At 39.3% G+C, this 26,200-nt stretch carries 28 protein-coding genes and 1 other annotated feature; of the genes, 10 read left to right on the top strand and 18 right to left on the bottom strand.

From position 1 onward, the window contains the following. Positions 1-6: 6 nt before the first annotated feature. A complete protein-coding gene (locus tag Q7A53_RS07455) occupies positions 7-642 on the bottom strand; it encodes a GTP pyrophosphokinase (protein WP_411788516.1) in 636 nt (211 codons plus the stop codon). Between the two features lie 167 nt (positions 643-809). Between Q7A53_RS07455 and Q7A53_RS07450 the strand changes: the two genes are divergently transcribed. The 4 genes from Q7A53_RS07450 to Q7A53_RS07435 all read left to right on the top strand — a co-directional run bounded on the left by Q7A53_RS07450 (position 810) and on the right by Q7A53_RS07435 (position 2,985). After that, on the top strand, positions 810-1,391 hold the full coding sequence (locus tag Q7A53_RS07450) for a CYTH domain-containing protein (RefSeq protein WP_411788515.1): 582 nt from the start codon (positions 810-812) through the stop codon (positions 1,389-1,391). Between the two features lie 53 nt (positions 1,392-1,444). After that, entirely contained in the window at positions 1,445-1,846 is a 402-nt protein-coding gene (locus Q7A53_RS07445) for a globin domain-containing protein (RefSeq protein ID WP_411788514.1), read from the top strand. Further along, the gene (locus Q7A53_RS07440; protein WP_411788513.1) at positions 1,843-2,727 is read left to right on the top strand and encodes a ClpXP adapter SpxH family protein; all 885 of its coding nucleotides are present in this window, start codon (positions 1,843-1,845) and stop codon (positions 2,725-2,727) included. The genes Q7A53_RS07445 and Q7A53_RS07440 overlap by 4 nt, the downstream gene beginning before the upstream one ends. A 78-nt stretch (positions 2,728-2,805) precedes the next feature. After that, a complete protein-coding gene (locus Q7A53_RS07435; protein WP_411788512.1) occupies positions 2,806-2,985 on the top strand; it encodes a hypothetical protein in 180 nt (59 codons plus the stop codon). Positions 2,986-3,112: 127 nt separating this feature from the next. Here the strand turns inward: Q7A53_RS07435 and pepF are convergent, their stop codons facing one another. The 3 genes from pepF to mecA form a co-directional block, all read right to left on the bottom strand. Continuing rightward, positions 3,113-4,918, bottom strand: coding sequence for an oligoendopeptidase F (gene pepF / locus Q7A53_RS07430; RefSeq protein ID WP_411788511.1), 1,806 nt, complete (start codon positions 4,916-4,918; stop codon positions 3,113-3,115). 63 nt (positions 4,919-4,981) lie between these two features. Further along, positions 4,982-6,124, bottom strand: a complete 1,143-nt coding sequence (locus Q7A53_RS07425) for a competence protein CoiA (protein WP_411788510.1) — start codon at positions 6,122-6,124, stop codon at positions 4,982-4,984. A gap of 94 nt (positions 6,125-6,218) precedes the next feature. After that, entirely contained in the window at positions 6,219-6,923 is a 705-nt protein-coding gene (gene mecA / locus Q7A53_RS07420; protein WP_411788509.1) for an adaptor protein MecA, read from the bottom strand. A 298-nt stretch (positions 6,924-7,221) separates the two neighbouring features. On the opposite strand from mecA, the gene Q7A53_RS07415 reads away from it, so the two are divergent. Next, entirely contained in the window at positions 7,222-7,890 is a 669-nt protein-coding gene (locus tag Q7A53_RS07415) for a TerC family protein (protein ID WP_411788508.1), read from the top strand. A 58-nt stretch (positions 7,891-7,948) separates the two neighbouring features. Here the strand turns inward: Q7A53_RS07415 and spxA are convergent, their stop codons facing one another. The 8 genes from spxA to Q7A53_RS07375 form a co-directional block, all read right to left on the bottom strand. After that, positions 7,949-8,344 (bottom strand): transcriptional regulator SpxA, encoded by a 396-nt coding sequence (gene spxA / locus Q7A53_RS07410; protein ID WP_411788507.1) that lies wholly within the window; start codon positions 8,342-8,344, stop codon positions 7,949-7,951. Positions 8,345-8,650: 306 nt separating this feature from the next. Continuing rightward, positions 8,651-9,244 (bottom strand): GNAT family N-acetyltransferase, encoded by a 594-nt coding sequence (locus Q7A53_RS07405; protein ID WP_411788506.1) that lies wholly within the window; start codon positions 9,242-9,244, stop codon positions 8,651-8,653. 159 nt (positions 9,245-9,403) lie between these two features. Next, positions 9,404-10,621, bottom strand: a complete 1,218-nt coding sequence (locus tag Q7A53_RS07400; protein WP_411788505.1) for a putative glycoside hydrolase — start codon at positions 10,619-10,621, stop codon at positions 9,404-9,406. Positions 10,622-10,797: 176 nt separating this feature from the next. Then, complete coding sequence (locus Q7A53_RS07395) at positions 10,798-11,739, bottom strand: ABC transporter ATP-binding protein (RefSeq protein ID WP_411788504.1); 942 nt, start codon at positions 11,737-11,739, stop codon at positions 10,798-10,800. Next, the gene (locus Q7A53_RS07390; RefSeq protein ID WP_411788503.1) at positions 11,736-12,794 is read right to left on the bottom strand and encodes an ABC transporter ATP-binding protein; all 1,059 of its coding nucleotides are present in this window, start codon (positions 12,792-12,794) and stop codon (positions 11,736-11,738) included. Before Q7A53_RS07390 ends, Q7A53_RS07395 begins: the two co-directional genes overlap by 4 nt. 16 nt (positions 12,795-12,810) lie before the next feature. After that, complete coding sequence (opp3C, locus tag Q7A53_RS07385; RefSeq protein ID WP_411788502.1) at positions 12,811-13,941, bottom strand: oligopeptide ABC transporter permease; 1,131 nt, start codon at positions 13,939-13,941, stop codon at positions 12,811-12,813. Between the two features lie 6 nt (positions 13,942-13,947). Continuing rightward, positions 13,948-14,874 carry an oligopeptide ABC transporter permease gene (gene opp3b / locus Q7A53_RS07380; RefSeq protein ID WP_411788501.1) on the bottom strand — a complete coding sequence of 309 codons (927 nt, stop codon included), beginning with the start codon at positions 14,872-14,874 and terminating at the stop codon, positions 13,948-13,950. Between the two features lie 179 nt (positions 14,875-15,053). Then, a complete protein-coding gene (locus Q7A53_RS07375; protein ID WP_411788500.1) occupies positions 15,054-16,739 on the bottom strand; it encodes a peptide ABC transporter substrate-binding protein in 1,686 nt (561 codons plus the stop codon). A gap of 407 nt (positions 16,740-17,146) precedes the next feature. Here Q7A53_RS07375 and Q7A53_RS07370 point away from each other — a divergent pair, with 407 nt between their 5' ends. Next, complete coding sequence (locus Q7A53_RS07370; RefSeq protein ID WP_411788499.1) at positions 17,147-17,518, top strand: DUF3899 domain-containing protein; 372 nt, start codon at positions 17,147-17,149, stop codon at positions 17,516-17,518. 52 nt (positions 17,519-17,570) lie between these two features. Continuing rightward, positions 17,571-17,769: a binding site (T-box leader), on the top strand. Between the two features lie 55 nt (positions 17,770-17,824). Then, entirely contained in the window at positions 17,825-18,826 is a 1,002-nt protein-coding gene (trpS, locus tag Q7A53_RS07365) for a tryptophan--tRNA ligase (RefSeq protein ID WP_411788498.1), read from the top strand. A gap of 24 nt (positions 18,827-18,850) precedes the next feature. On the opposite strand, the gene Q7A53_RS07360 is transcribed toward trpS, so the two are convergent. Further along, positions 18,851-19,615, bottom strand: coding sequence for a YjbA family protein (locus Q7A53_RS07360; protein WP_411788497.1), 765 nt, complete (start codon positions 19,613-19,615; stop codon positions 18,851-18,853). A gap of 92 nt (positions 19,616-19,707) precedes the next feature. Continuing rightward, positions 19,708-19,914, bottom strand: coding sequence for a hypothetical protein (locus Q7A53_RS07355; RefSeq protein WP_411788496.1), 207 nt, complete (start codon positions 19,912-19,914; stop codon positions 19,708-19,710). A gap of 155 nt (positions 19,915-20,069) precedes the next feature. Between Q7A53_RS07355 and Q7A53_RS07350 the strand changes: the two genes are divergently transcribed. After that, positions 20,070-21,086: an LCP family protein gene (locus Q7A53_RS07350; protein ID WP_411788495.1), complete on the top strand. Its 1,017-nt coding sequence runs from the start codon at positions 20,070-20,072 to the stop codon at positions 21,084-21,086. Positions 21,087-21,215: 129 nt separating this feature from the next. Here the strand turns inward: Q7A53_RS07350 and fabF are convergent, their stop codons facing one another. Both fabF and Q7A53_RS07340 read right to left on the bottom strand, forming a co-directional pair. Further along, on the bottom strand, positions 21,216-22,457 hold the full coding sequence (fabF, locus tag Q7A53_RS07345) for a beta-ketoacyl-ACP synthase II (protein WP_411788494.1): 1,242 nt from the start codon (positions 22,455-22,457) through the stop codon (positions 21,216-21,218). Between the two features lie 18 nt (positions 22,458-22,475). Continuing rightward, positions 22,476-23,408, bottom strand: a complete 933-nt coding sequence (locus tag Q7A53_RS07340) for a beta-ketoacyl-ACP synthase III (protein WP_411788493.1) — start codon at positions 23,406-23,408, stop codon at positions 22,476-22,478. Between the two features lie 344 nt (positions 23,409-23,752). Here Q7A53_RS07340 and Q7A53_RS07335 point away from each other — a divergent pair, with 344 nt between their 5' ends. After that, a complete protein-coding gene (locus Q7A53_RS07335) occupies positions 23,753-23,941 on the top strand; it encodes a hypothetical protein (protein ID WP_411788492.1) in 189 nt (62 codons plus the stop codon). A 259-nt stretch (positions 23,942-24,200) separates the two neighbouring features. Here the strand turns inward: Q7A53_RS07335 and Q7A53_RS07330 are convergent, their stop codons facing one another. Then, positions 24,201-25,151 (bottom strand): BMP family ABC transporter substrate-binding protein, encoded by a 951-nt coding sequence (locus tag Q7A53_RS07330; protein ID WP_411788491.1) that lies wholly within the window; start codon positions 25,149-25,151, stop codon positions 24,201-24,203. 81 nt (positions 25,152-25,232) lie between these two features. After that, complete coding sequence (locus Q7A53_RS07325) at positions 25,233-25,781, bottom strand: hypothetical protein (RefSeq protein ID WP_411788490.1); 549 nt, start codon at positions 25,779-25,781, stop codon at positions 25,233-25,235. 137 nt (positions 25,782-25,918) lie between these two features. On the opposite strand from Q7A53_RS07325, the gene Q7A53_RS07320 reads away from it, so the two are divergent. Further along, complete coding sequence (locus Q7A53_RS07320) at positions 25,919-26,092, top strand: YjzD family protein (RefSeq protein WP_411788489.1); 174 nt, start codon at positions 25,919-25,921, stop codon at positions 26,090-26,092. Positions 26,093-26,200: the final 108 nt, after the last annotated feature.

The following is a 26,200-nucleotide window of genomic DNA, read 5'->3' as shown; positions in this document are numbered from 1 at the left end:
CCTCTTCTATTTCTTCATCTGTTTTTTCAGTTCTTCTTTTCTGCGGAAAGCTTTCTGAGCTTCTTGAATTTCGTGCTTAATCTTAGACATCTCTTCATCCAGTTGAAAAGCTGCCTCAGCGGCCCTTTTCAAACGAGATTTTATTTCACCTGGGATTTTACCTGCATACTTATAATTTAAAGAATGCTCATTCGTCGCCCAAAAATTCATAGCAAGTGTTCTTATTTGGATTTCTGCTAGCGCAAGCTTCTCCCCATGAATAGTTTCGACTGGGTATTCTATAATCACGTGGAATGATCGATACCCGCTGTCTTTCTTTTCAGAGATATAGTCTTTTTCTTCTACAATTTTAAAATCATGACGATTCTTCAGCATCTCCACAACAGAATAAATGTCATCTACAAACTGGCAAACCACACGGACGCCTGCTATATCCTGAAGTTCCTGTTCTAGCTGTTCAGGATTAATGGCTTTCCTTCTTGCTTTTTCAATAATGCTTGATTTAGGCTTTACCCGCCCGGTGACAAATTCAATCGGCGATTGCTCTCGCTCGTATTCAAATTGTTGACGCATTCCTTTTAGTTTAACCTTTAATTCATCCACTACTTGTGCATAGGGTGCAATAAATGTGTCCCAATTCATGCCGCGCACCACCTTTATGTATCCAATCTATATAGTAAATATGTGCGTTTTGACTCATATTCATTGTATCATAAAGTTAAGACCTAGCAGAAATATCAATGGCAGAATTAGCTAATCTTTGCATTTATGCCTAAAAATAAATCATAATAATAAGGAGGTCCTCCCCTTTGAGCCAAGAAATAGAAATTGAATTTAAAAACTTACTTACTGAGGAAGAATTTACTCGGTTATCAAACCGTCTTTCCTTTGATACTGTCGAACTTATTGAACAAACCAATTATTACTTTGAAACGAAAAACCTTCAATTAAGAGCTCAGGGATCCGCTCTTAGAATTAGAAAAAAAGATAACCAATGGACTTTGACTTTAAAGCAGCCTCATTCAGAAGGATTACTGGAAACACATGCATCCTTAACAGCTGAAGAAGCTAATTTATGGATTCAGAACAAACCCGTTGATAAACCAGATATTGTCCAGCAGTTGAAGGGGCTTGGTGTCAAAAGCAAAGACTTAATCTATTTAGGATCCCTTACAACAAGAAGAAAAGAAATGGAATATCAAGGGACTACAGTCGTACTGGACCATAGCTTGTATTATGGCCGTGAAGACTATGAATTGGAAATTGAAGCAGCTTCTGTTCAACAAGGACAACAGGTTATAAAGCAGCTTTTAGAAGAACTGAATATTCCAAAACGAGAGACTGACAATAAGATTAAGAGGTTTTACCAGGCAAAGCTTCAATCAGAATAGTTGCCGGAACCCTTGGTCGTTGCTAAAATTAGTTAAAGACAGGAAGGGATCTTATGCGAAATCAGCCTAATACAATTTATGAAGCGATTGGACCTGAGAAAATCAGTGAGCTGGTCGAAGCTTTTTATCAGCGAGTCAGCAAGCATGCAGATCTAATTCCGATTTTTCCGGAAGATTTAACGGAAACCGCCAGGAAACAGAAGCAGTTCCTAACTCAATTTTTCGGCGGACCAGCGCTCTATATAGAAGAACATGGACACCCTATGTTAAGAGCCAGGCACCTCCCTTTTAAAATAACCCCGGCACGAAGAGATGCTTGGCTTGCATGTATGGAAGCGGCTCTTATTGAAACAGAAATCGAGGAGCCGTATTTTACTGCTATTTTTGAACGTTTAACTATGACCGCAAACCACATGATGAACACACCCGAAGAAGAGAAAGGAGAATCGATGTGAGTTGGAAAAGCCTCAACAGTAAGGACGAAACCAAAGGGACAGCGAGCGGATTTTTTGATTTATTAAAACGCCCTATTGAAATTTATGTATTTATTGATCCACTTTGTCCCGAATGCTGGTCTCTTGAACCCTTTCTGAAAAAGCTCACTATCGAATATGGCCGATTTTTTACACTTCGGCCGATTATTAGCGGAAAGCTGGCTTCATTGCAGCAGAATAAAGTTGAGAAGCCTGAGCAGCTGAAAAAAGTATGGGACAACACAGCAACACGAACGGGAATGTGCTGTGATGGGGATGTCTGGCTGGAGAACCCCATTTCTTCCCCGCTGGCTACGTCACTAGCTGTGAAAGCAGCAGAACTGCAAGGCAAAAAAGCAGGAATGCGATTCTTAAGAAAAGTACAGGAATACGTATTTTTGGAGAAGAAGAATATTTCTGAGGAAGAGATTTTAATCGAATGTGCGAACAAAAGCAAACTAGATGTCCATGAATTTAAAAAAGATCTGCACTCTGAAGCTGCTAAGCGAGCATTGCAGTGCGATTTGAAACTCACTCATGAAATGGAAGTAGAGACTACTCCAACTTTAGTTATTTTCAATGAATATGAAGAAGATGCAGGTCTGAAGATCACTGGAATTTATTCATACGAAGTTTACGTGAAAGTTTTACAGGAAATGCTCCAAAAGGAACCTAAACCTTCTGTAAAACCCGAGCTGGAAGATTTCTTAATGCACTACCGATTTGTAGCTAACAAAGAAATCGCAGTTGTGTACGACTGGAGCGAGCAGCAGGCTAAAAAAGAAATGAAAAAACTAGTACTGAAGCAAAAAGTCAGAGAAGTCCCCGTAAAACATGGGGCTTTCTGGGAATATATCGGATAAAAGCCTCCCATAATGGGAGGCTTTTAATTGTTCTATTTTTGTCCTGAGTTCATAAGTATGAACCAAAGGGGGAATTTTATGAAGCGTTGGACAATCTTCACTGGGATTGTAGTCATTCTCTTTTTAGTAATGCTGCACATCCTAGCCCTGATGAGACTGTTTCCTCTTTATTTGACTTCTCCTCTGCTGTTCGCTGCCCTATACTTACTTATTTCCTTGATGTCTCACAAAAAAAGCTTTAAAGGTTTCATAAAATAGACTCCGGCTATGTCCGCGGACTACAAAACTGGAGAAATCATGGACGCCATTAGAGAAAACCCGAACCAATGGATATATCAACGGTTCGGGTTTTCTCCTTTGTATTCTTTTTCTTAGTGTGCCTAATTTATTTAAGAAGCTTTTCCATTTCATTTAATTTCTCTTCAAATACATCCAGCGCTGCTAATATTGGCTCTTTTGAGGTCATGTCCACTCCGGCAGCCTTAAGTACTTCTATTGGGTAATCGCTGCTTCCTGCCTTTAGAAAGCCTTTATAACGTTCAACAGCCTGGTCGCCTTCCGTCAGTATTTGATCAGCAAGAGCAGTCGCAGCAGCATAGCCCGTGGAATACTGATAGACGTAATATCCCATATAGAAGTGAGGAATCCGTGCCCACTCCCAGCCTATTTTCTCGTCCACCACTACATTCTCCCCAAAATATTTCTTATTCAAATCATAATAGAGCTCAGTCAGCTTATCCGCAGTCAGCGCTTCACCATTTTGTTCGTGCATATGAATTTCGTGCTCGAATTCTGCAAACATGGTTTGACGGAAGACTGTACCTCTAAACCCTTCCAGGAAGTTATTAAGCAAATAAAGTTTTTCTTTTTCTTCTTTGGTATTTTTCAGCAAATAATCATTTAACAATGCCTCGTTGCAGGTCGATGCCACCTCTGCTACAAAGATAGAATAATTGCCATAGCGATACGGCTGGTTCTTGTGCGTATAATAGCTATGAAGGGAATGACCGAGCTCATGTGCTAATGTAAACAAATTATTTACATTATCCTGCCAGTTCATCAGTATAAATGGATTGGTGCCGTAGTGCCCGGAAGAATATGCACCACTCCGCTTCCCTTTATTCTCTTCCACATCAATCCAACGATTCTCAAAGCCTTCTTCTATGATGGAGAGGTATTCCTTCCCTAAAGGAGCAAGCCCCTTGAGAACTAAACTCTTCGCTTCATCGTAAGTAACCTCAAGCTCCGCATCTTTGACGAGCGGAGTATAGAGATCGTACATGTGCAGCTCATCAAGTCCTAGAACTTTCTTTCTAAGTTCTACATAGCGGTTAAGCAGCGGAAGCCTCTCATTAACCGCCTCGATAAGGTTATCATAAACGGTTTCCGGAATATTGTTGTTATCCAGCTTCGCCTGTCTAGCTCTATCATATTTTTTAACATGAGCATTAAAGTTATTTTTTTTCACATTTCCGCCTAATGTAGAAGCAAATGTATTTTTGAAAGAGCCAAATGTATCGTACATGGCGTCAAAGGCCGATTTCCTAACTTGACGATCTTCAGACTTTAAGAAGCCGATATAACGGCCATGGGTCAGATCCACTTCTTCGCCATCTTCATTCTTTATGGACGGGAAAGTTAAATCAGCATTATTTAGAGCTCCGTACGTTTGAGATGGGTTAGCTCCAATTTCAGAAAATCCAGCGAGCAGTTTCTCTTCCTTTTCACTCAACACATGGGCACGCTGACGAGTAATTTCATTCAGAGTGTGCTCATACAGCTGAAGCGGCTCATATTCTTCAAGAAATTCTTTGATTGTGTTCTCAGGCAGCGAGAGAATTTCGGGAATGATAAAACTCATCTCCGAGGCGACTTTTGTATACAGGTTCTCAGCCTTAGCATTCATCTCCTGATAGTGAGAATTGGTAGTATCCTGATCATAACGCATATGGGCGTATACAAATAATCGACCGATCTTATTAGAAATTTTATCTTGAAAGGAGAGAAGATTATATAAATTCTCTGCCGATTCACCTAGACTATCCTTGAATTCTTTTATCTCAGGGAGCATTTTTTTAATACTTTCTAATTCTTCGTACCACTTCTCATCTGTTTCAAATATGTTTTCTAATTTCCAGGTCCTTTCTACAGGAACCTCTTCTCTTTTTGGTAATTGTTTCGTAGATGCCATTGAACATCCTCCTTCTAAAATTCGTCACCCTAAAGATTTCTCGATTTTCAGCTGAATCCCTTCCTAATTGTTATAATTTTTGTTATTTTTTAATAATTTTAGTATATTTTTATCATCTTTTAGAGCTTCATCGATATGTTTCGGGAAAATTAATTCCTTTTTCTTTACCCATCCCCCTTGAGAATTCAGCTCAAGAAATCCTAATTGACTTAACAGTTGTTCATACTCCTGAATAGGATTCAAAGTAAATCCTGTCAAACCTTTTACTCGGTTTTGAGGAAATCTACCTCTATCCCCAATTGACTTCTCATGGAAATGATCCAGTAATAGTCGTGTCTGCCACATATAGGGCTGAATATCCAGCAGTGATTGACCTCTTACAGGGAGAAAGCATACGGCTGGAATTAACGAGGAGTAAATCCCCTTTAAGTATAAATACTGGCGAAATTGGTGTTCTTTCTGATGCAGAGAATTTTGAGGGGTCGTTCGATAGGTATACATTAGTCTTTCCCATCTTTGAAATAAGGAATACGTAGAATTTGCACGGGGGGTAAAGAGTTGTGGAAAAGATAGCTCTGAAAGGGAAATAATAAAAGGGTGATGAAAAGCTTTGCGATTGGAGAGTGTTTGTATGGAGTGACAAATAATAAACCGTTGAGAGTGAACATCGAAGAAAAAAAGGTGTAAAGAATCATGAAATTTGTAGAGAAAAGACTGTAAGAATTGATTCCATTTAAATCCTTGCCGCCCTTGACGCTCAAATTGGTTGCACCCGATAATCCAAAACGGAAAGATTCCATGTTTCTGATAAGCTCTAGTGCGACTTTCAATCACTTTGATAGGAACTCTAGAACACTGAAATTCAATAGCAATCTTCCGTTGTTTATAAGACAGCCATATATCCGGCCTCTGATTAATACTTGAAATGTAATGCTCTAAATGTACAGAGTAATTCTGACTATTCAGCCACTGATAAAGCAGCCACTTCCCTGATTCATGATAGACTCCTTCCCCACCAGTCAATGTCTCACAGTCGCTCTTCGCATAGTGAGCAAAATGCGCTGTAACTTTCGGCCCTGACCTTATATGTACGGCTTCCTTACACACTGGGCAGTGAAACTCTTCTAATTTCAACTTTTCCAAATGGGATTTAGGTAAATGATAAAGCGAACACCTTTTGCCATTTTGGTTAAGAGCATAAAACATTCCTCCACCTCCTTTCGATATTATTCTCCACGATAAATGAAAACCCTCTAAAAAAACAAAAAAAAGCACACTATATTCGTGTGCTTTCTATCTATTATTGAATCGGGAAATACTGTTTTACTTGCTTTAAAGCATCTTCACTAAAGATAGATACCCCATACTCTTGCAGTCTGTATATGGTTAATGTGGATTCAAGACCATACTCCATAATCTGGCTTAAAATATTTTCTTGCTCATCATCACTCATATTTTCATCATTAAATTGAATATATAAATAGTAGTGGCCTTCAAAATGAAATAGACGATTATCTACAGAATAACTTGGTGCGATATAATGACTCAATTGAATAACATCTTCAAACTCATTAAATCTCAAAGTAAAGTTTAACGGTTCAAATGGTTTGTCGTCGTCATCCCACTCTTCATCATCATCTTGTTCCTCATTAGTTTCTGTATGGCTGAATTTATTATCAAGCAGCGATTCGAGCTTCTCGTCAACTGGTACGTCAATGGCTTTACCGTCTTCATCCGGCAGCTCCAACTTTTGACCATCTTGAGAAACTTGTGCCTTTGTTACGATCACTTCTAAACCTTTGTCCATTGCCTGAACTTGAATCCATAGAGGACCATCTGCCTGAAAATTCTCTTGATCGTTAACTTCATCCATCATTTCCCAGAAAAGCTGCTCGCTTCGTTCACGATTATACCAAATTTCTTCTCGGTCGAAACCTCTTTGTTCGACATCTTGATAAGAAACATAAAATTTAACGGTGTTTTCATTTATCCGTTCTATTTCCATAATTCTCGCTCCCTTCTGTCATGTAATCAGGGGGAAGGGATTGTTCACCCTTAACATCGCTATTTTTTATCCTTACCCTTTAGGTTCATACTTCAATCATCTTGATGTATAGATGTAAGAAATGGTGTACTTCTATTGTATGACAGTAATGGCTAAATGGAAAACAAATTGCTTTTAAATCAGCTTATAACCAGAACCAAGCTTTCCACCTTTCCAAAAGAACCAAGAATTTTTAAGTTGATGTTTTATTCTAGACTATTTTTATCAGTTTGTCACTACATAGAGGAGGAAATTTCAAATGAGTTGGGAAACACTTGAACCCATATTAATCATCATCAGCATCGACATAATTTTAGGTGGTGATAATGCGGTCGTCATTGCTCTAGCTAGCCGCAGACTTCCTCCCCACCAAAGAAATAAAGCCATTTTCCTTGGGACAGGCTTAGCCGTTGCTGCCAGAGTCCTTCTCACAGCCATTGCCCTTTATTTATTGCAAATCCCGTTTTTGAAACTTATTGGCGGCTTGCTTCTGTTTTACATCGCCATGAAATTGTTGACGGAAAAGGATGATTCTGAAAACATTAAGGCAAGTGACAGTTTATTTTCCGCTGTAAGAACTATTGTATTTGCCGACATTGTTATGGGCTTTGATAACGTTCTGGCAATTGCTGGTGCAGCCCATGATAACATTGCGCTGGTCATAGTGGGTTTACTTGTATCTGTCCCTATTATTGTCTGGGGAAGCCGTTTTATCCTTATGCTAATGGATCATTTTCCACTTCTTATTTATTTTGGGGCAGGAATTCTTGCTTATACGGCTGCAGAAATGGTGCTGGAAGATCAGCAAGTGCTGAGAATAATCTTATCCTACCCTTACATTCAACACTATTTGCCCATAGCAATGGTCATTATCATAATAGTGTCTGGTTATGTACTGAACAAAAGGAATTCCTCAGAAGTCATATGAAAATTTTTTAAATAAAAAAGGCTGCCGGACTCTGGTGAGCTGGACAGCCTTCCACTATTTAGTTAACTAATTTTTGAGCTTCTTTTAATTGGAAAGTGCGTACGCTTCTTGGAAGGAAGCGACGAATTTCATCTTCATTGTATCCAACCTGCAGACGTTTGTCATCAATGATTATCGGACGGCGAAGCAATCCAGGATTCTCTTGAATGAGATCAAACAAGTCTTGCATAGGAAGCTGATCAAAATCAATTTTTAGTTTTTGGAATACTTTAGAGCGTGTGGAGATAATCTCTTCTGTTCCATCTTCTGTCATGCGCAGAATTTCCTTGATTTCATCAAGTGTTAATGGCTCAGAAAAAATATTTCTTTCAGTATACGAAATGTTATGTTCTTCAAGCCAAGCTTTTGCTTTACGGCAAGATGTACAACTTGGTGAGGTATAAAGTGTTACCATACAGAAACTTCACTCCTCAAAATGTATTATGATAAAGAATTTAAATACTTGTTAGATTAAAATCACTATAAATTAACCCTGTCTAAACTATAACATACTTGTCAATTAAAATCTATATTTGCTTGAATAGAAACCTATATAGCAGGCATTTGTAATCACTGAATTTGTTTACACAGAACTGTATACCACTAATTAACCTATGTAAAACCTAAAAAAGATAATTTTCTAAATGTATTTGATTATATTTTCAACTACTAATAGAGATTGAAAATACCCACCAATTTATTATGGTGGGTATTTTCAAAATTAAGCTTTGTTAGACTTTCCTAACTCTTCAAGAATATCCTTCGTTTCACGTTCATCGTCCAGGGTGAGAACTTCATCCACCGGCTGGTAAGATTTCCCATAAAATTCATCATCTTTATATGTGTGAATTTCTTCATACATTTTTTTCATCTGTTCGTAAATATGCTCTTCTGATGCATCTTCAGGTGACCAATAAAGAATTTCCATTTGATTAGGTTCATCAGTCGCTAAAGACTTTCTAGTGTATCCAATAGACTGAGCATGCTTGAACCCTTCACGCTGGTAAAAACGAAGTCTCTTTTCCGAATCGGTATCTTCATAATCTACCGGTTCTACTTCCAGGATGATTGGTTTTTGTCTCGCCTTCATTTTTTCAATTAATTTATGGCCAAGACCTTGACCGCGTGAAGCAGTGGAAACGTATACATAGTCAATAAAAATAAAAGAATCGAACTCGGCATACATCATAACATGATGTTCACCTTCATCTTTATAGTAAACTTCACTTTTCTCTTTTAATAAAGCTTCCATATGTTCTTTCGATTTCATTTCCTGTACTGGAAAATATTCGTTTAACTTTTCATACCAATTCATTGATCTACTCCCTTGTCATTTAGTCAATTCTATTATACCGAATTATTTCCAAATTGTTAAATCCCCTGAAAGCATCTATCATTAATACTTTACCCTGTATAAGACAAATTTAACCATAAAAATAGTGCCGGTTAACTGCCGGCACTATTCCTCTGCCCTTTAGTCCATTGGAGTATAGTCGACATTTGAAGTGTAACTATTGCCTGCATTCCAAAGCAGAAATTCATTTATCCCATGTTCATTGAGCGCTCGAATCTGTGCTTCTACTTCAGCTTTACCATACTGCTTCGTGGGTCCAGAGTATAACCATGGAGCTTCAAAGTCCTGGATCCAAGGACGAGAGGTAGGCTTGTGATCGAGTTTGCTGATGACTTGATTTTCAACCTCTGCATAAGCACTTACCAACTTATATGGCTCCGTGTCGGGTTTTGCAATATTAAAGTAAGGGCCCCAGTGACTTGGATAAATCATCGATGAGATGACATCGACATTGCTCGATATCTTCGAGAAATTCTGCCCGATGTTTGGAGCTTCTTTAATCGTTGCTGAATAACCAAAAATATCAACAGAAACGTCAACACCATAGTACTTTAATTTATCCTTAGCATATCTCACAAAATCGGTTACTGCTTTCACACGTTTCTCTACATCCGTCAATTCAAGATCCGCGTAATCCCCCTGACTATAGGATAGCTTATGGTCGCGGTTACCAAATCCTTCGGGGAATCGTACATAGTCAAATTGAATTTCCTGAAAACCGAGTTCAGCAGCCATTTTGGCAATACCAACATTATATTCCCACACTTCTTTCATAAAAGGACTAACGAAGGCTTCCCCTTTACTGTTTGTCCATACCTTGCCATTGTCCGTGTAAGATAAGTCCGGACGTTTTTTTGCCAGTTCGGAATCTTTAAAAACCACCACTCTGGCAATTGGATAAATTCCTTTTTCTTCAAGTGTTTTGAGCAATTTCTTAGGTTCGTCGATAAAGTCTTCAGCCATATCTTCATATGGCGAACCTTTTTCAGGCTTAATGGTGATATCTCCATTTTCTTCTTTAATGTCGATAACCATAGCATTTAAATCAGTCGATTCCACTAATTTCGTTAATCCCGCCATTCGTTGTCCGCCTGCTGATGGTCCTGTAACATAAATCCCTCTTACTGCATCAGGGTATTTGAAGTTGAGCCCGGAGTCATACATATATCGGGCAGCAGGACTTGGAACTTCCAGTTTCTTTAACGCAATTTCCTTTCCGGTCAAGAGCTTCCCTTCTTTAGAAGAACTATTATCTTCAGCTGCTACATTATGTATAGGTAAAGCGAAAGAAATCAGCATCCCCAGAATAATAATCATGTTCCTATGTTTTTTTTCCATTTAAACCCTACTTCCGTTTATGATTTCTCCTTAATTATATAAGAGAATGACTAGCTATGAACAGATCCTCCAGGCAAATTTTTGTTATATTTCCATATTTTGAACCTATTGACCTATTAAATTTCTTCATCCATGAAAGAAAGGCCTTGCACTAGCAAGGCCTTTCTTGGAATTTTCTATACGGTTACACCATGTTCTTTTTTATAATGCTCAAATTCTTTGGTTGTACAAGAAACCCAATGGCCGGGACGAACTTCACGAAACTCCGGTTGTTCGCTGGTATCATGATCATTAGGATCGTATGTGAACCGTTCCCTTGAACGCTCATAATCCGGGTCTGGTAATGGAATGGCAGAGAGCAGGGATTGAGTATACGGATGAATAGGATGTTTGTATAAATCATCTGCATCCGCTAATTCAACCATTTTCCCAAAGTACATAACCCCGATACGGTCACTGATATACTTAACCATCGACAAATCGTGAGCGATGAACAAGTACGTCAAGTTGTGTTCACGCTGAAGTTTCTTTAGTAAGTTTACTACTTGTGCTTGAATCGAAACATCCAAAGCTGAAATAGGTTCATCCGCAATAATAAAGCTTGGATCTACCGCTAAAGCTCGGGCAATTCCAATACGCTGACGCTGGCCACCACTGAATTCATGAGGATAGCGGTTGGCATGTTCTTTATTTAAGCCTACAGTTTCAAGTAATTCTTGAACTCTGGCTTTTCTTTGTTTCTCATTCTCAGCTAAACCGTGAATGTCCATGCCTTCTGCTATGATATCCAACACTTTCATTCTTGGATTTAAGGAAGCATAAGGATCCTGGAAAATCATTTGCATTTCACGATTGAATTTCTTTAACTCGGCACGGTCTTTCTTACCGTGAACATTTTCTCCGTTAAAATAAACTTCTCCGTCTGTGGCATCGTAGAGACGAATAATCGTCCGGCCGGTTGTGGATTTTCCACAGCCTGACTCTCCCACCAATCCAAAGGTTTCTCCTTTGTAAATATCAAAGGTTAAACCATCTACGGCTTTTACGACACTGTGTTTACCAGTTTTAAAATGCTGTTTCAGGTTTTGTATTTCTAATAATTTCTGTTTTTCACTCATAGATGATCACCTTTCGCATTGCTTGATGATTTAGCCATACCTTCCATACGCTTTTTAATGATTGCTGGAGGATCAATGTCTGGCGCATCTTCATGTAATAGCCAAGTAGCAGCATAATGAGTATCTGAAATCTTAAACATTGGAGGTTCTTGCTCCAAGTCAATTTTCATCGCATATTCATTACGAGCTGCGAAAGCGTCTCCTTTTGGCGGGTCTAGTAAGTCAGGAGGCGACCCAGGGATCGCATATAATTCTTCATCCTCACTGTCCAGGGAAGGCATTGAGCCAAGCAGTCCCCAAGTGTATGGATGCTTAGGATTATAAAAGATATCATCTACTGTGCCGATTTCGACGATTTTACCTGCATACATAACGGCGACACGATCTGCGACATTGGCGACAACACCAAGATCGTGAGTAATAAAGATCGTAGCAGAATCCGTTTTCTTTTGAATGTCTTTCATTAATTCAAGAATTTGAGCTTGAATCGTAACATCAAGCGCTGTTGTAGGTTCATCTGCGATAAGCAATTTAGGATTACAGGCAAGCGCAATGGCTACTACCACACGCTGACGCATTCCACCAGAGAATTGGTGCGGGTATTGCTTAATACGGTTTTCAGGATCAGGAATTCCTACTAAATCCAGTAATTCAATAACCCGTTTCCTCGCTTGGGAGCGGTTCATTTTCTGGTGTTTAATCAGACCTTCCATAATCTGGTTTCCGACCTTCATCGTCGGATTTAGTGAAGTCATAGGATCCTGAAAAATCATAGAGATTTCCTTACCACGAATTTTCTGCATTTGCTTTTCACTTTTCTTAACCAGGTCTCTTCCTTCAAACAGGATTTCTCCCTCTTTGATACGACCCGGAGGAGAAGGGATTAACCGCATTAATGCCTTCGTTGTTACAGATTTACCAGAACCTGATTCTCCAACAATGGCAAGCGTTTCTCCTCTATTTAAATCAAAACTTACCCCACGTACAGCTTTTACTTCACCGCCATAGGTGTCAAAGGATACATGCATATTTTTAACTTCAAGAAATTTTTCCATTCTGTACACCTACCTCCTATTCGCGCATCTTCGGATCAAATGCATCACGAAGACCGTCCGCCAATACGTTAAACCCTATCATTAGAAGAGAAATAACTATGGCCGGGAATAATAAAATATGTGGATATATCTGCAACGATTTAAAACCGTCTTCAATCAATGTTCCCAGTGAAGCAATTGGCGTCGGCATACCGAGACCAATAAAGCTTAAGAAAGCTTCGAAGAAAATAGCTGCTGGAATCGTAAACATTGTATTGATAACAATTAAACCAGTAACGTTCGGAATTAAGTGTTTTCTAATAATTTTACCATCAGGTGCCCCTAATGTTTTCGAGGCTAAAACAAATTCCTGGCTTTTCAGCTTCAGAATCTGTCCTCTGACGATCCTTGCCATCGATATCCAGCCGGTTACCGTTATCGCTATGGTGATGGATAATAACCCTGGTTCTAGAATCAGAATCATTAGAATGACAACGACTAGGTTAGGAATACCTAAAAGAATCTCAATGATTCTCTGCATGTAGTTATCAATTCTTCCTCCATAATATCCAGAAATACCACCGTAAGCAACGCCAATCAGCATATCAATCGCGGCCGCTAAGAAAGCAATATATAAAGAGATACGTGTGCCTTCCCAGGTTCTTGTCCATAAATCACGGCCAAGTCCGTCTGTACCAAACCAAAAGTTTTCTTTCAGATCCTTTGCTGCATATACATCATATACGGCTTTAACTTTTGCCGGATTTCCATTACTTCCATCATTTACAACTTCTGTTTTAATGTAATCTTCCTGATTGTTAAATCTCATCATAGCTTTCTTTGTTGCTTCTTCTACTGTATCGCCTTTCGATGTGTCTGAAAGTGTGCCATTAAGGCCGAGCCACTCCAGCCCTTCAACTTTAGGCGGCATTTTAGCTCTTGATAGATCTTGTTCATATTGACCGTATTGATTCATATAGGGTCCAAAAGCGGCCATTAAAATCAAAATAATTAAAACCGCTAATCCAATCATAGCTCCTACGTTTTTACGTAAGCGCCTAAATGAGTCCTGCCAAAAAGAAAGACTTGGCCGGGTTATCTTCTCAGTTTCTGAGTTCTGCGTATCTACGGGTACAAATAAATCTTTCGATGGTTTTTGGTTTTCCATAAATGACTACTCTCCTTCTGCAAGTCGGATTCTAGGATCAATGACACCGTATAGCAAGTCAATGACCAGGATGATGAAGATGAAAAGGAAAGCAAGTAATAACGTAGTACCCATAATAATAGGAAAATCATTAGTATTAATCGCTTTTACGAACTGCTCACCAATCCCTGGTACAGCAAAGATGTTTTCTATAACCAATGTACCCGTCATCAAACTTACTGCCAATGGCCCAAGTACCGTTACAAGAGGTATCAAAGCATTACGGACACCGTGCTTAAATACGACACCAAATTTGTTTACACCCTTAGCACGGGCAGTAGTAATGTAATCGGATCCCAATACTTCGAGCATTTCTGTTCTCATAAAGCGGGCTGCAACTGCAATTGGGAAGATGGCCAACGCGACCGTTGGTAAGACAGAGTATTCCCAGCCTTCCCACAATGCAACTGGGAACCAGCCTAACTTTACAGCGATAAAGTATTGCAAAATTCCAGCAAACACAAACGAAGGAATTGATTTACCAATTACCGCAAGAAATACAGAACCATAGTCTAAGAAACCATTGTGATAAATTGCGGAAACTAATCCAAGCAGCATACCAAAAATTGTTCCTATAAGCATTGCCTGGAAACCTAACTGAAGTGAGGGTCCCATGCGTTCCATGATGATCGTGGAAACTTCACGATTATCAAACTGGAAAGAAATCCCTAAATCTCCTTGGAACAAGCCGGTAATGTAGTCAAAGTATTGAACAGGAACAGGATCATTCAAGCCATACTTCTCTAATACAATAGCTTGTTGAGCTTCTGATAGCTTATCTGCAGCTGTCAGAGGAGTACCTGGCAGGAACTTCATTAAGAAAAACGTAAATGTAGCAATTAAGAACATCGTTATAATCATGTAGATTAGTCTTTGAATTATATAACGAGTCATCTCCACACCTCCTATTAAATTTAAACCCTTACCTATAGTTTATTGAAATGACAGAAATTTGTCTATTATTAGAAAACTTTGTTTACAGGGAAAAAGAGAGCATACGCCAGCTAGATGGCTATATACTCTCTCCCCTATTAAGTCAGCCTATATTTAATTCGAAAAGGTTCAAATGGTAATTATTTACCTTCAATATAAGCGTATTTGTAGCTATAGTCTGCCCCCATTGGGTTAACTTGAACATCTTTAACATAAGGTTTCCAAAGTTGTGCAAGTGCACGCTGATAAAGCGGTACTAGTACAGCGTCATCTTGGATTAGCATTTTTTCAGCTTTCAAGAAGTTTTGGAAACGTTTTTCTGGTTCAAGAGCATACTCATCATTAGCTTGCTTGATAAGGTTGTCATATTTTTCGCTGGAGTAACCAGTCATGTTGTTTCCACCATCCGTTACCCACATATTTAAGAAGGTATTTGGATCAATGTAGTCAGGACCCCAACCGGAATTCTGAAGCTGATAATCCATAGCAGTATCACGTTTCAGACGCTCTTTAAATGGTACAGAAGTTACTTTAATTGTAAGACCATCTAATTGTTCAAGCTGATCTTTAATGTAAGCATCCATGTTCTTCGCAGTTTCAGTGTCGCCGCCAAGATACTCGATTTCAAATGAATCTTTTCCTACTTCTTTTTTAGCTTCGTTCCAAAGTTTTTTAGCTTTATCCACATCATAAGTTACTAGATCTCCGTTAACATCACGGAAGTCATCACCAGATTCTGGATCTTTAACGAAGTTCTTAGGAACGTCACCTACAGCAGGAATAGAACCGTTATTAAGAATTACGTCAACCATACTCTTACGGTCAATAACCATTTGCATAGCTTTACGTGCTTTAACATTTCCTAGAATGTCGTTAGCTGTTTGGTTAATTTTCAAATAGAACAAGGTTGGTTCTTCTTTAATCTTGTAGTCATCTGAAGAACGATACTGATCTACAAATTCTGCAGATAGATTTGTACGGTCAACTTGACCTGTTTCATAAAGGTTTACACCAGTAGCAGTATCTTTTACAACTTTAACGTTAATCTTTTTAAGTTTAACGTTTTCTGCATCCCAGTAATCTTCGTTCTTTTCTAGCGTCCAGCCTTCACCATGATTCCATTCAGTAATTTTGAAAGGACCGTTTGAAAGAAGAGTGTCCGCTTCCAGTGCATATTTGTCGCCTTTTTCTTCAACAAATTTCTTGTTTAATGGTAGGAATGTTCCGAAAGTAGTTAGAGATTTGAAGTAAGGAATTGGCTTTTCAAGAGTAACTACAAATGTAGTATCGTCTTTTGCTTCAACGCCAAGCTCATCTACTGGCTTGTCTCCGTTAGCAATAGCTTCAGCGTTTTTAATAACGCCGCCCATCATGTAAGGACCATACTCAGATCCAGTATCCGGGTTTACAGCACGCTGCCAAGCGTATACAAAGTCGTTAGCTGTTACCGGGTCGCCATTAGACCATTTAGCATCATCACGTAAATGGAATGTCCATGTAAGACCGTCATCACTTACGTCATTAGATTTTGCAATTCCAGGCTCAGCTTTTGCATCTTTGCCTAGACGATAAAGTCCGTCTGTAGTTGAACCCAGCCATTGGAAGGCAACGGTATCAGTTGCAAGTGAAGCATCCATTGTAGGAATTTCAGCTGTGTCCATAATATTAAGTACTTGTTTGCTGTCTCCAGAAGCGTCTGAAGAACTATTATCATCCCCGCTGTTGCTGTCGTCAGAGCTTGAGCTATCTCCGCCGCCAGAACATGCAGCAAGGAACATGCTAAGTACTAGTGCGAGTACTAGCAGTAACCAATTTGTCTTTTTCATGTAGAAAATGACCTCCCCTAATGATTTTCTAAATTTTATCGCGGACAGGTTGTCCACATATCGAATTATACAAGTTTTCTAACTATTTTGCATTAAATATTTTTCATAAAACTAGATTAAAGCCCATCATTGTTACTTTTCGATGACATAAAATGAGACTTATTACCTAGTTTATTTTACAAAGAAATAGGTTCTATTTTAATTAAATATGAAGGATATTGTATAAAAAACAAACATAAACCTTATCATATCAACCTTTTAACGCGTTTATCTATTAAAGTGAGTGAATATTACATTCATTTTTTTGTCATTCCAGAATTTTCTGTTTATTAATAGGTTTTACAATACCTCAATATTCAAAATCATGGTATAATAGTTGGGAGATTTTTATGAAAGGTGGAAAGATCGTGGCTCTTTTTAAAAATAAGTGGTTTATGATTATATTCAACTTATTGATTACAACCTTGTTTTTCTTTATCTGGGCACCTGCCTATGATCTTTTTAATTACATTAATCAACTGTTTTACATTGCCTACTTCTATTTGTTTGTAGGATTGCTGATGCTGGTCATTCGCGGAGGTTTTTTTGATGCCGTCACTTACAGTTTCAGACGATTTCACGGAAAACTCGCTAAAAACAGGGATTATATGGACGAATGGGAGAAGAAGCCTCTTCCTTCTCAAACTATTAATAGTACATGGCTCAAGTTCTTTATGTTCCAAGGCATTACATTATCAGTAGGTCTGCTCGGTTTACTTGCTCTTTACTATAAAGCATAGTTGTTTGCATCATCGTCAGCTTTCTTATATAATTTTAAAGATCAAACTAATATTAAAAGCGTTGAAGAAGAAAAGTACTTTTATCCAGGTCTTCAAATCAGAGAGGCTGTGGCCGGTGAAAACAGCTGAAGCGGATAATAGGAATTGGGCCTTCTGAGCTTCCTATCGGCGTAATTCGGCGTTAACGAAACAAGTTGACTTTTTACTATTAAAAGTAATCAGGGTGGCACCGCGGTTCATTCGTCCCTTCCATATTGGAGGTTCGGGTGAATTTTTTTTGTATTAAAATTTAGAGAGGTGAAGTAGATGAGTACTATTTTTTCAGGAATTCAGCCAAGCGGAACTCTTACTCTAGGGAACTATCTTGGAGCAATGAAACACTTTGTAGATTTACAAGAAGAGGATAATTGTTACTTCTGTATCGTGGATGAGCATGCGATTACCGTCCCACAGGATCGGTTAAAGCTTCGCGAAAACATTCGATCTCTAGCCGCGTTATATTTGGCATCAGGGATTGATCCCGACAAATCAACCCTATTCATTCAATCAGAAGTTTCTGCGCATACCCAGCTCGGCTGGATGCTTCAGTGCGTCAGTTATATTGGCGAACTCGAGCGAATGACTCAGTTTAAGGATAAATCCACTGTGGGGAAAGAAGGGGTCTCCGCGGGATTGCTTACCTACCCTCCTTTAATGGCTTCTGATATCCTGCTGTATCAAACCGATATTGTTCCTGTTGGGGAAGATCAGAAGCAGCATTTGGAATTAACTAGAAATTTAGCCCAGCGCTTCAATTCTAAATTCAATGACATCTTCACCGTTCCGGAAGTAAGTATTCCTAAAGTAGGGGCAAGAATTATGTCACTGCAGGATCCTACTAAGAAAATGAGTAAATCAGATGAGAACCAGAAATCTTTCATTTCCATGCTTGATGATGAAAAGAAAATTATCAAGAAAATTAAGAGCGCGGTCACGGATTCAGATGGAATTGTAAAGTATGATAAAGAAAATAAACCAGGAGTAGCTAACTTATTAACTATCTATTCGATATGTACTGGAAAATCAATTCCTTCATTAGAGGAGGAGTACAAAAATAAAGGTTATGGCGATTTCAAACAAGATGTTGCTGAAGCTGTAGTAAAGACTTTGAAACCCATACAAGAGCGATATGAAGAACTCATCCACTCCGATCAGCTCGACGAAATTCTCGATAAAGGAGCCGAGAAAGCTTCCTTTACTGCTAACAAGATGTTACAGAAAGCTAAAAAAGCTATGGGGCTTGGAAGAGTAAAAAAGAAGAGAAAATAAAGAAGCAGCCAGAACTGAAATCATTCAGTTCTGGCTGTTTAAATGGTGAGTAGAAACATCTGAATGTTCTCCCTGCCAAATTGTTTCAAAGAAAGGCTGCCCTTTAATAAGTTTTTCACACAAATCTTCATGATGAACGCCCCATCCATTTATCGTTCCTTCATATAAATGCGCCCATGCATCTTCATTAGTCATTTGCTTAATAGATGGATACTGCGCGGGATCCCACTCGGTCAGCCAGTACCTTACCTCTTCGGGATGATCTGAATGCTTAAGCTGGTCCAGTGCCATCATTAGTAATTGTTTTAACTGACGCTCTCTCCTCGTCAATCCAGACATTCTGCCAGGTTCTAAAGATAGAATATGATGTTCTTTCAAAGAAGAAGACTCTATCTTAAAACTTTCGGGCTTTTTGCCCTCTACCATTTCAAACACTAATCTTTCCTGGCGTGGAATGAGACGGCTTTTTTTCACGGGAAGCGTGTATCCTAGTGTATCAAATACAATCACATCCTTCCCATTTGTTACCACGGCGGCGTACTCCACCGTAATTCTTTCCTGGTTTTTCTTCATATACGTTCTTCGATGAATATCCTGAAGTAATGATAGCGGCAAGTCCTGCAAATCGTTTTCAATAAAATCAAATAGTTCATCATCCACTAGGACGAGAGGAATTTGGTCGATTAATTCAATCCCATCTTCTTTTCGCCATTCATGAAACCGGCAAATATTGTAACCATTTTCTTCACCTTCAAACCAGTTTACCCATAGATCATGCATATACAGCATATCTGACCCTCACTTTCACTAAGAGCTTCTCTTTAGGTTACATTATGACCAATGTTGGGTTTTTTATTCTTTAAAACCATATTTTACATAAATCAATTTTTCATAAGCATAATTGCCAAAGTTATCATAATTAGTCCTAAAGGAAATAAATAGCATTCCACTCGAGACTGCAATAAAATTAGAAACTCCCACCAGCCCAAACCGGCTGGTACGAGGTTGAGATAAGCGATCGTGACAGTTCCTCCAACAACCGAGAATCCAAATCCTGTCAGGAATAAAACCCACTTCCACACATGCATCCCTCCGGCTTGTCCTCCTGTTCTATTAGTATGCTGAGAAGAGCTTGTTCATTCTCTCTGCTGTCCGATAGATTCTGACACCATCCCCCTTTACTTGCGGTCAAATAAAAGGTAAATTAATTAGCAGAGGTTTTGGGTTAGAAAGGATGGTTCACATGGCTGTTTCTCGCAAATCGCGAAAAAGCCGCAAGAAAAGAAGAAGACGTAAATTATTCCTATTTCTTTTAATCCTGTTCTTTTTATTAGCTATAGGATATACAGGTTATGAATATATTGCGGGGAAAAACGAAGCAAAGAGTAATCTTTCCGGCTCCGATGACGCATCCAGCCTGAAAGATACCACAAGTAAATATAAAGATGACTTTAAGGGTGCTAAAGGTGAAGACGGGAAAGTAAGAGTACTGTTATTAGGTGTCGATCAGCGAGGTAATGAAATTCCTAGGTCAGATACGATTATCATTGCTCAATATGATACGAAGAACAATACCGCGAAAATGGCATCAATTATGAGGGATACTTACGTGGATATTCCTGGACATGGATACAACAAGATAAATGCTGCCTTTGCTTTTGGTGGCCCTGAACTGCTTCGTCAGACTATCTCAAAAAATTTCGGAGTAGATTTAGAATACTATTCAATAGTAGATTTTAATGGGTTTGTTCAAATCGCGAATACTCTAGCTCCTAATGGATTAACGGTTAATGTAGAAGAAGATATGAAATATAAGGATGGAGCTGGAACCATCGATCTTGATCTTAAAAAAGGAAAACAAAAACTAGACGGAGAAGAATTACTGGGCTACGCGCGTTTCAGACATGATAGTCAAGGAGACTTTGGCCGTGTAGAGCGACAGCAAAAGGTTATTAAATTGCTGAAAGATGAATTAATATCTTTTAACGGGATTTTAAAAGCCCCACGTTTGATAGGGAATATTCAACCTTATGTTGACACGAATATGGGGAAAGGAAAAATTATTTCCCTTGCCAAGGACTTTCTATTAAACCCGGTAGACGATATTCAAACGACAAAGATTCCAGAAGAAGATAACATCCAAAACGTTCGTAAGCCTTACCCAATAGGATTAGTTCTTTCCCATAATGAACAGCAAACAAGGGAAGATATCCAGAACTTCCTGAATGGTACTAAGGATGATTCCAATACAAGTAATTAAGAAATCAAGCCGTTATAAAATATAGCTGCACAAAAAAGCGTCAAATCAAAGTTTAACACTTCGATTTGACGCTTTATTCATATTATTTTGAGACGTGAAGTAAATTTCTTTACCGTACTCTCTTTTTTATTAATCCTGATACTTTTGAAAAATCAGTGCAGCATTATGTCCACCAAATCCAAGTGAATTACTCATAACTGTTCGTACTTCTTGTAGACGGGCTTCATTCGGTACATAATCAAGGTCACATTCCGGATCAGGAGTTTCGTAATTAATGGTTGGTGGAATTATTCCTTCATTAATTGCCTTCAAAGAAATGACGGATTCTATTGCACCAGCGGCACCCAGTAAATGTCCAGTCATTGACTTAGTGGAAGAAATAGCAAGACTTGAAGCATACTCTCCAAATACAGTCTTGGCTGCAATGGTTTCATATTTATCATTTAAATCCGTCGAAGTTCCATGTGCATTAAGGTAATCGATATCGCTTGCCTTCAAGTCAGCTCGGTCGAGTGCCTGCTGCATAGCCCGGGCAGCTCCCTCTCCTTCCGGTGCAGGTGCAGTGATGTGGTGAGCGTCACCTGTGGAGCCATAACCAGTTAATTCACCATAAATTTTTGCTCCGCGTTTTTTAGCTGATTCAAGAGTCTCTAAAACAAGAATTCCTGCCCCTTCGCCCATTACAAAACCATCGCGATTTGCATCGAACGGACGGCTTGCCGTACGGGGATCTTCATTAAGAGAAAGGGCTCTTGCTGCTGCAAACCCAGCAAAAGACATCTTGTTCATTGGGGCTTCAGTTCCACCTGCAATCATGACATCAGCGTCTCCACGTTGAATAGCATTAAATGCATCTCCAATGGAATTTGCTCCGGATGAACATGCGGTGACAGTACAGGAATTAATCCCTTTTGCCCCAAGGGAGATAGAAACTTGTCCAGCAGCCATATCTGGAATCATCATCGGAATAAAGAATGGGCTGACTCGGCGATAGCCTTTCTTCTGGAAAGTTTCAAACTGGGACTCATAAGTTCCCATTCCGCCAATGCCTGAACCGATCCATACACCCGTTCTGGGAGCATTCTCTTCCGTAATTTCCAATGCAGCATCTTTCACAGCCATATGAGAGGCCGCCATCGCATACTGTACAAAAGGATCCATTTTTCTTGCATCTTTTCGATCCATAAATTCGGTTGGATCGAAATCTTTCACTTCTGCAGCTACACTTACAGGATAATCCTCTTTGTTCACCTTGGTAATTTCACCTACGCCGGATTGTCCTGTCTTAATGCTCTGCCACATTTTCTCTACTGTGTTTCCAACAGGGGTAATCGCCCCCATCCCTGTTATTACTACACGACGTTTATCCATAAATGAATTCCTCCTTGATTACTTCCCCCATCGCAGTGCAACGGCTCCCCATGTGAGGCCTCCGCCAAACCCGACAAGAACAACAAGATCATTATCTTTTATTTTACCTGCCTTTACGTCTTCTGACAAAGCTACCGGAATAGATGCCGATGAAGTATTGCCATATCGCTTAACTGTGGTTGCCATCTTTTCTTCTGGAATTCCCAGCCGCTGTCTAGCTGCTTCCATAATCCTGATATTCGCCTGGTGTGGAATAAGATAATCGACATCCTGTTCGCTTAAGCCAATTTTCTTAACGACGTTAACTGAAGATTCCGGCATTTGACGTACAGCAAATTTGAATACTTCCCGGCCATTCATTTTTAGAAATTCATCCTGATACAAATGCGGGCCGCCGCTGCCGTCTGCGCCTAATTCAAAAGAAAGAATACCTTTCCCGTCACTTACGGGACCTATGATTGCTGCCCCAGCTGCATCACCAAAGAGCACACAAGTATTACGGTCTGACCAGTCAGTGATTTTAGAAAGTTTCTCTACCCCTATAACAAGGATATTCTTATACTCATTGTTTTCAATGAACTGTTTAGCAGTAATGACTCCGTACATAAATCCTGCACATGCAGCACTCACATCCATAGCTGCCACGTTTTTCGCACCTAGTCGATGCTGCAGCATAGAGGACACGGATGGAAATGGATGATCAGGGGTAACCGTTGCTACCAAGATCATATCCAAGTCTTCAGCCTCCAAGTTTGCATCTTCGAGAGCATTTTGAGCTGCACGAAACGCCATGTCTGACGTATCCATATCATCAGACGCTATTCTTCGCTCTTCAATCCCAGTTCTTGAACGAATCCATTCATCACTCGTATCAACCATTTTCTCTAAGTCTTTATTGGTTAATACTTTTTCCGGGGCATAATGCCCAACTCCGATAATTCCAGCGTTCATATGTTCATCCCCTTAAAGGTAATAAAGTCTATTATCCATTCTTATGACTTGGTACTAATTTTAATTCATCCCTATTTATTCTGCAAGTTTCTTAGTTGTTATTTTTCCATTAAGAAATCAGCAAGGAAGATCTCTTATCTATTTGGAGAACTGTTTAAAATTAACCGCCCCTCACGATTGCCCCTCTTCGAACGGTACTCGAACACTATTTTCCTTCCCCGCTATCTTTATAGAAAAAACGTTTCCTATTCTTTCACGGCTTCTACTAATAAAACTATTTGGATTGCCCTGCCCACATAGCTGACTCATAGTTTCATACTTTATAGTATAAGGAGGTGTTTGGATTGGCAAAACAAAACCGTTCTCCATTTGATTCTATGCTCTTTGGAAACCAACACTCACAGTCCCCTCAACAACAGCCGCAGAAGGAAACTCAGAAAACCGATTGGCCAGCCCTGCTTCAAGAGGTAAATAAAACTTGGGATTCAATCTCCCCAATGGTTAAACCCTTCATCCAAAAATTTAAGAAGTAAAATTTAATTTCGGTATGGCCTTGTTGAGCTTTGGCATACCTAAGCAAAAACTTGACGTGGAGGTTTTTGCCACTGAAAAGAATGGCTAAGGTCACGAGCAACGAGGGACTGCGAAGGAGAAAACAACTGGATCCAGAGTCAGGGACAAAAATTTTTCCCGCAACATAAGACCCGAACCAAACGGTTCGGGTCTTATGTGTGGAGCGTTCATTATTTAGAAGTTCCGCTGGCTATCCTGGTTAACCTGCCCCGTTATATTTCACTGGTTGGGGAGATTGCCTGTCCGAGAATACTCAGCAACCGTTGACTTCATTTTTTTCACAAAAGAGCCGGGCACCTTCTGACTGTATTTTCCCATGGTAATCGCCCCTTCTTTGAAATCAAATTCGATTGATTTCCCAGGAAGGCTGCCATCCATAAGTCGATCCATCGCAAGTTTATAAACGACATCTACTTTCTGAACCGTACTAGTTAGCACTGTATTCGCCCCTAGAGAGGACTGGTCTGTCACATATCCGATAGCATATTTTTGATCTTCTTGAATCTGATGAACCATCGAAACACTAAATTGATCGCCTGCCGGATAAAAAACGTCGGCCCCGTTTTCTTTCATTTGATTATAAAGAACCATTGCTTTCGGTGTGTTGTCCCAGCTGTTCACAAACGAAATCTCCACTTTGGCGTCAGGGTTCTGATATTTAACACCTTCGTAAAAACCTTCCACTTCTGGCTGCCATTCATATGCGGCAATAACGGCTACATGGTTAGACGAGGTCATTTCCCCTGCAACCATGCCACCGAAAAAACCCATGGCATTTGCACTAAAGTTTAAACTGGTCACATTCTCTGCTGCATAATCTCCATTAAAATAAATGAAATGAACATCAGGATAAGAGTCATGAAGCTCTTGGAAATATTCTCCGTAAATATTACTGTGACCGAAAATGACTCGGACTCCTTTATTCACCAATTCATCAACAGCCTCTGCCGTTTGATTATAATTCTTTATTCCTTCTTTGAAATAAACATCAGTGCCATATTCCTTCTGGATGGACAACAGCCCTTTATACCCCTGCTGGCCCCAAGCCTGATCGTGGATGGTTGTTTCCACAAGCATGCCGACTTTATTTATTTGTCCATGACTTGTTGTCCTGCTGCACCCCGAAAGGAACACAAGGATGATCAGGAAAGCTACCCCATACACTCTCACAAACAGCACTCCTACAGTTTCACTATATTCTGTTCTTTATTTTACACTGTGGGTGTATAAAAAGTAAATATAGGAGAGGTTTTAATAAGAATTCTTTGAATTAAGCTTCTGCAGCTGAAAATAACTTTCCCAAGTCGTTGCAATTTTCTTTTCTAAATTTTCTTCACGCCCCTCTAGCGAGTGTAAAGATGGATGCCATTCCCCTTTAGATATAGCAGGAATGAGGACTTGAACTAAGTCTTCAATATAAACGGCCTTTGTGTCAGCCACCCACTCTGCCAGCTCCTCTTTCTGAGTTATGCCAAGCTCATCCAGATCCATCCATTCTCCAAATAAAGGAGGCAGTTCAATACAGTTTGTTGCTTTAGAAGTTGCTGTTTCTTCAATAACTAACACATTACCTTGAATATTGATCATTATTTCCTCTTCATTAGTATGCACATGCTTCTCTTTGTCTTGAACGGTGTAAAAGTGCTGGAAGTTACTATTTCTCCCAACAAACATATATAACTGTTCACTAAGAGGTGAGAACATCGGGTCTATCCCAATCACTTCATATCCTTCTTGAAGCAGGTTTGTTGTTAAATGGTAGCCAATCCAATGGAAACAATGATAGATCGTGGTCATCATGTGTGTAGACCTCCCCCATAATAATTCCATTTTATTCATTAATTTTTGAAAACATGCAAGCTTAAGCGATTTCATATTCCAATTTCAATTATACTTTGATAAAATAAGGGTAGACTGTGAAATTGAGGTGAGCAACGATGCGTATTTTTTGGACAGTTTTCTGGGCTTTCCTATTAAGCTTAATGATGGCGTATGTTGTCAGTAACATGACAGGAACTGATTTTTCTTTTCTGCAAGCTATCGTCATGACTGTTTTATTCAGCGGAACAGTGATAGCTCTTGGTGAAGGCTTAATCAAACAGGAAGCATAAATTATAGAAAGGTGCCATCCATTTGGTGGCACCTTTCTTTTTGTGAAAAAACATGTCTTTTATAATAGCGTGCACATGCTCAGCAAGGTGGACATTTCTAATAAAGAA

The organism is Halobacillus rhizosphaerae (assembly GCF_046719735.1).
Taxonomy (GTDB): domain Bacteria; phylum Bacillota; class Bacilli; order Bacillales; family Halobacillaceae; genus Halobacillus_B; species Halobacillus_B rhizosphaerae.
Note: the sequence above shows the minus strand (reverse complement) of the source record. Positions and strands in the feature narration are given on the sequence as shown.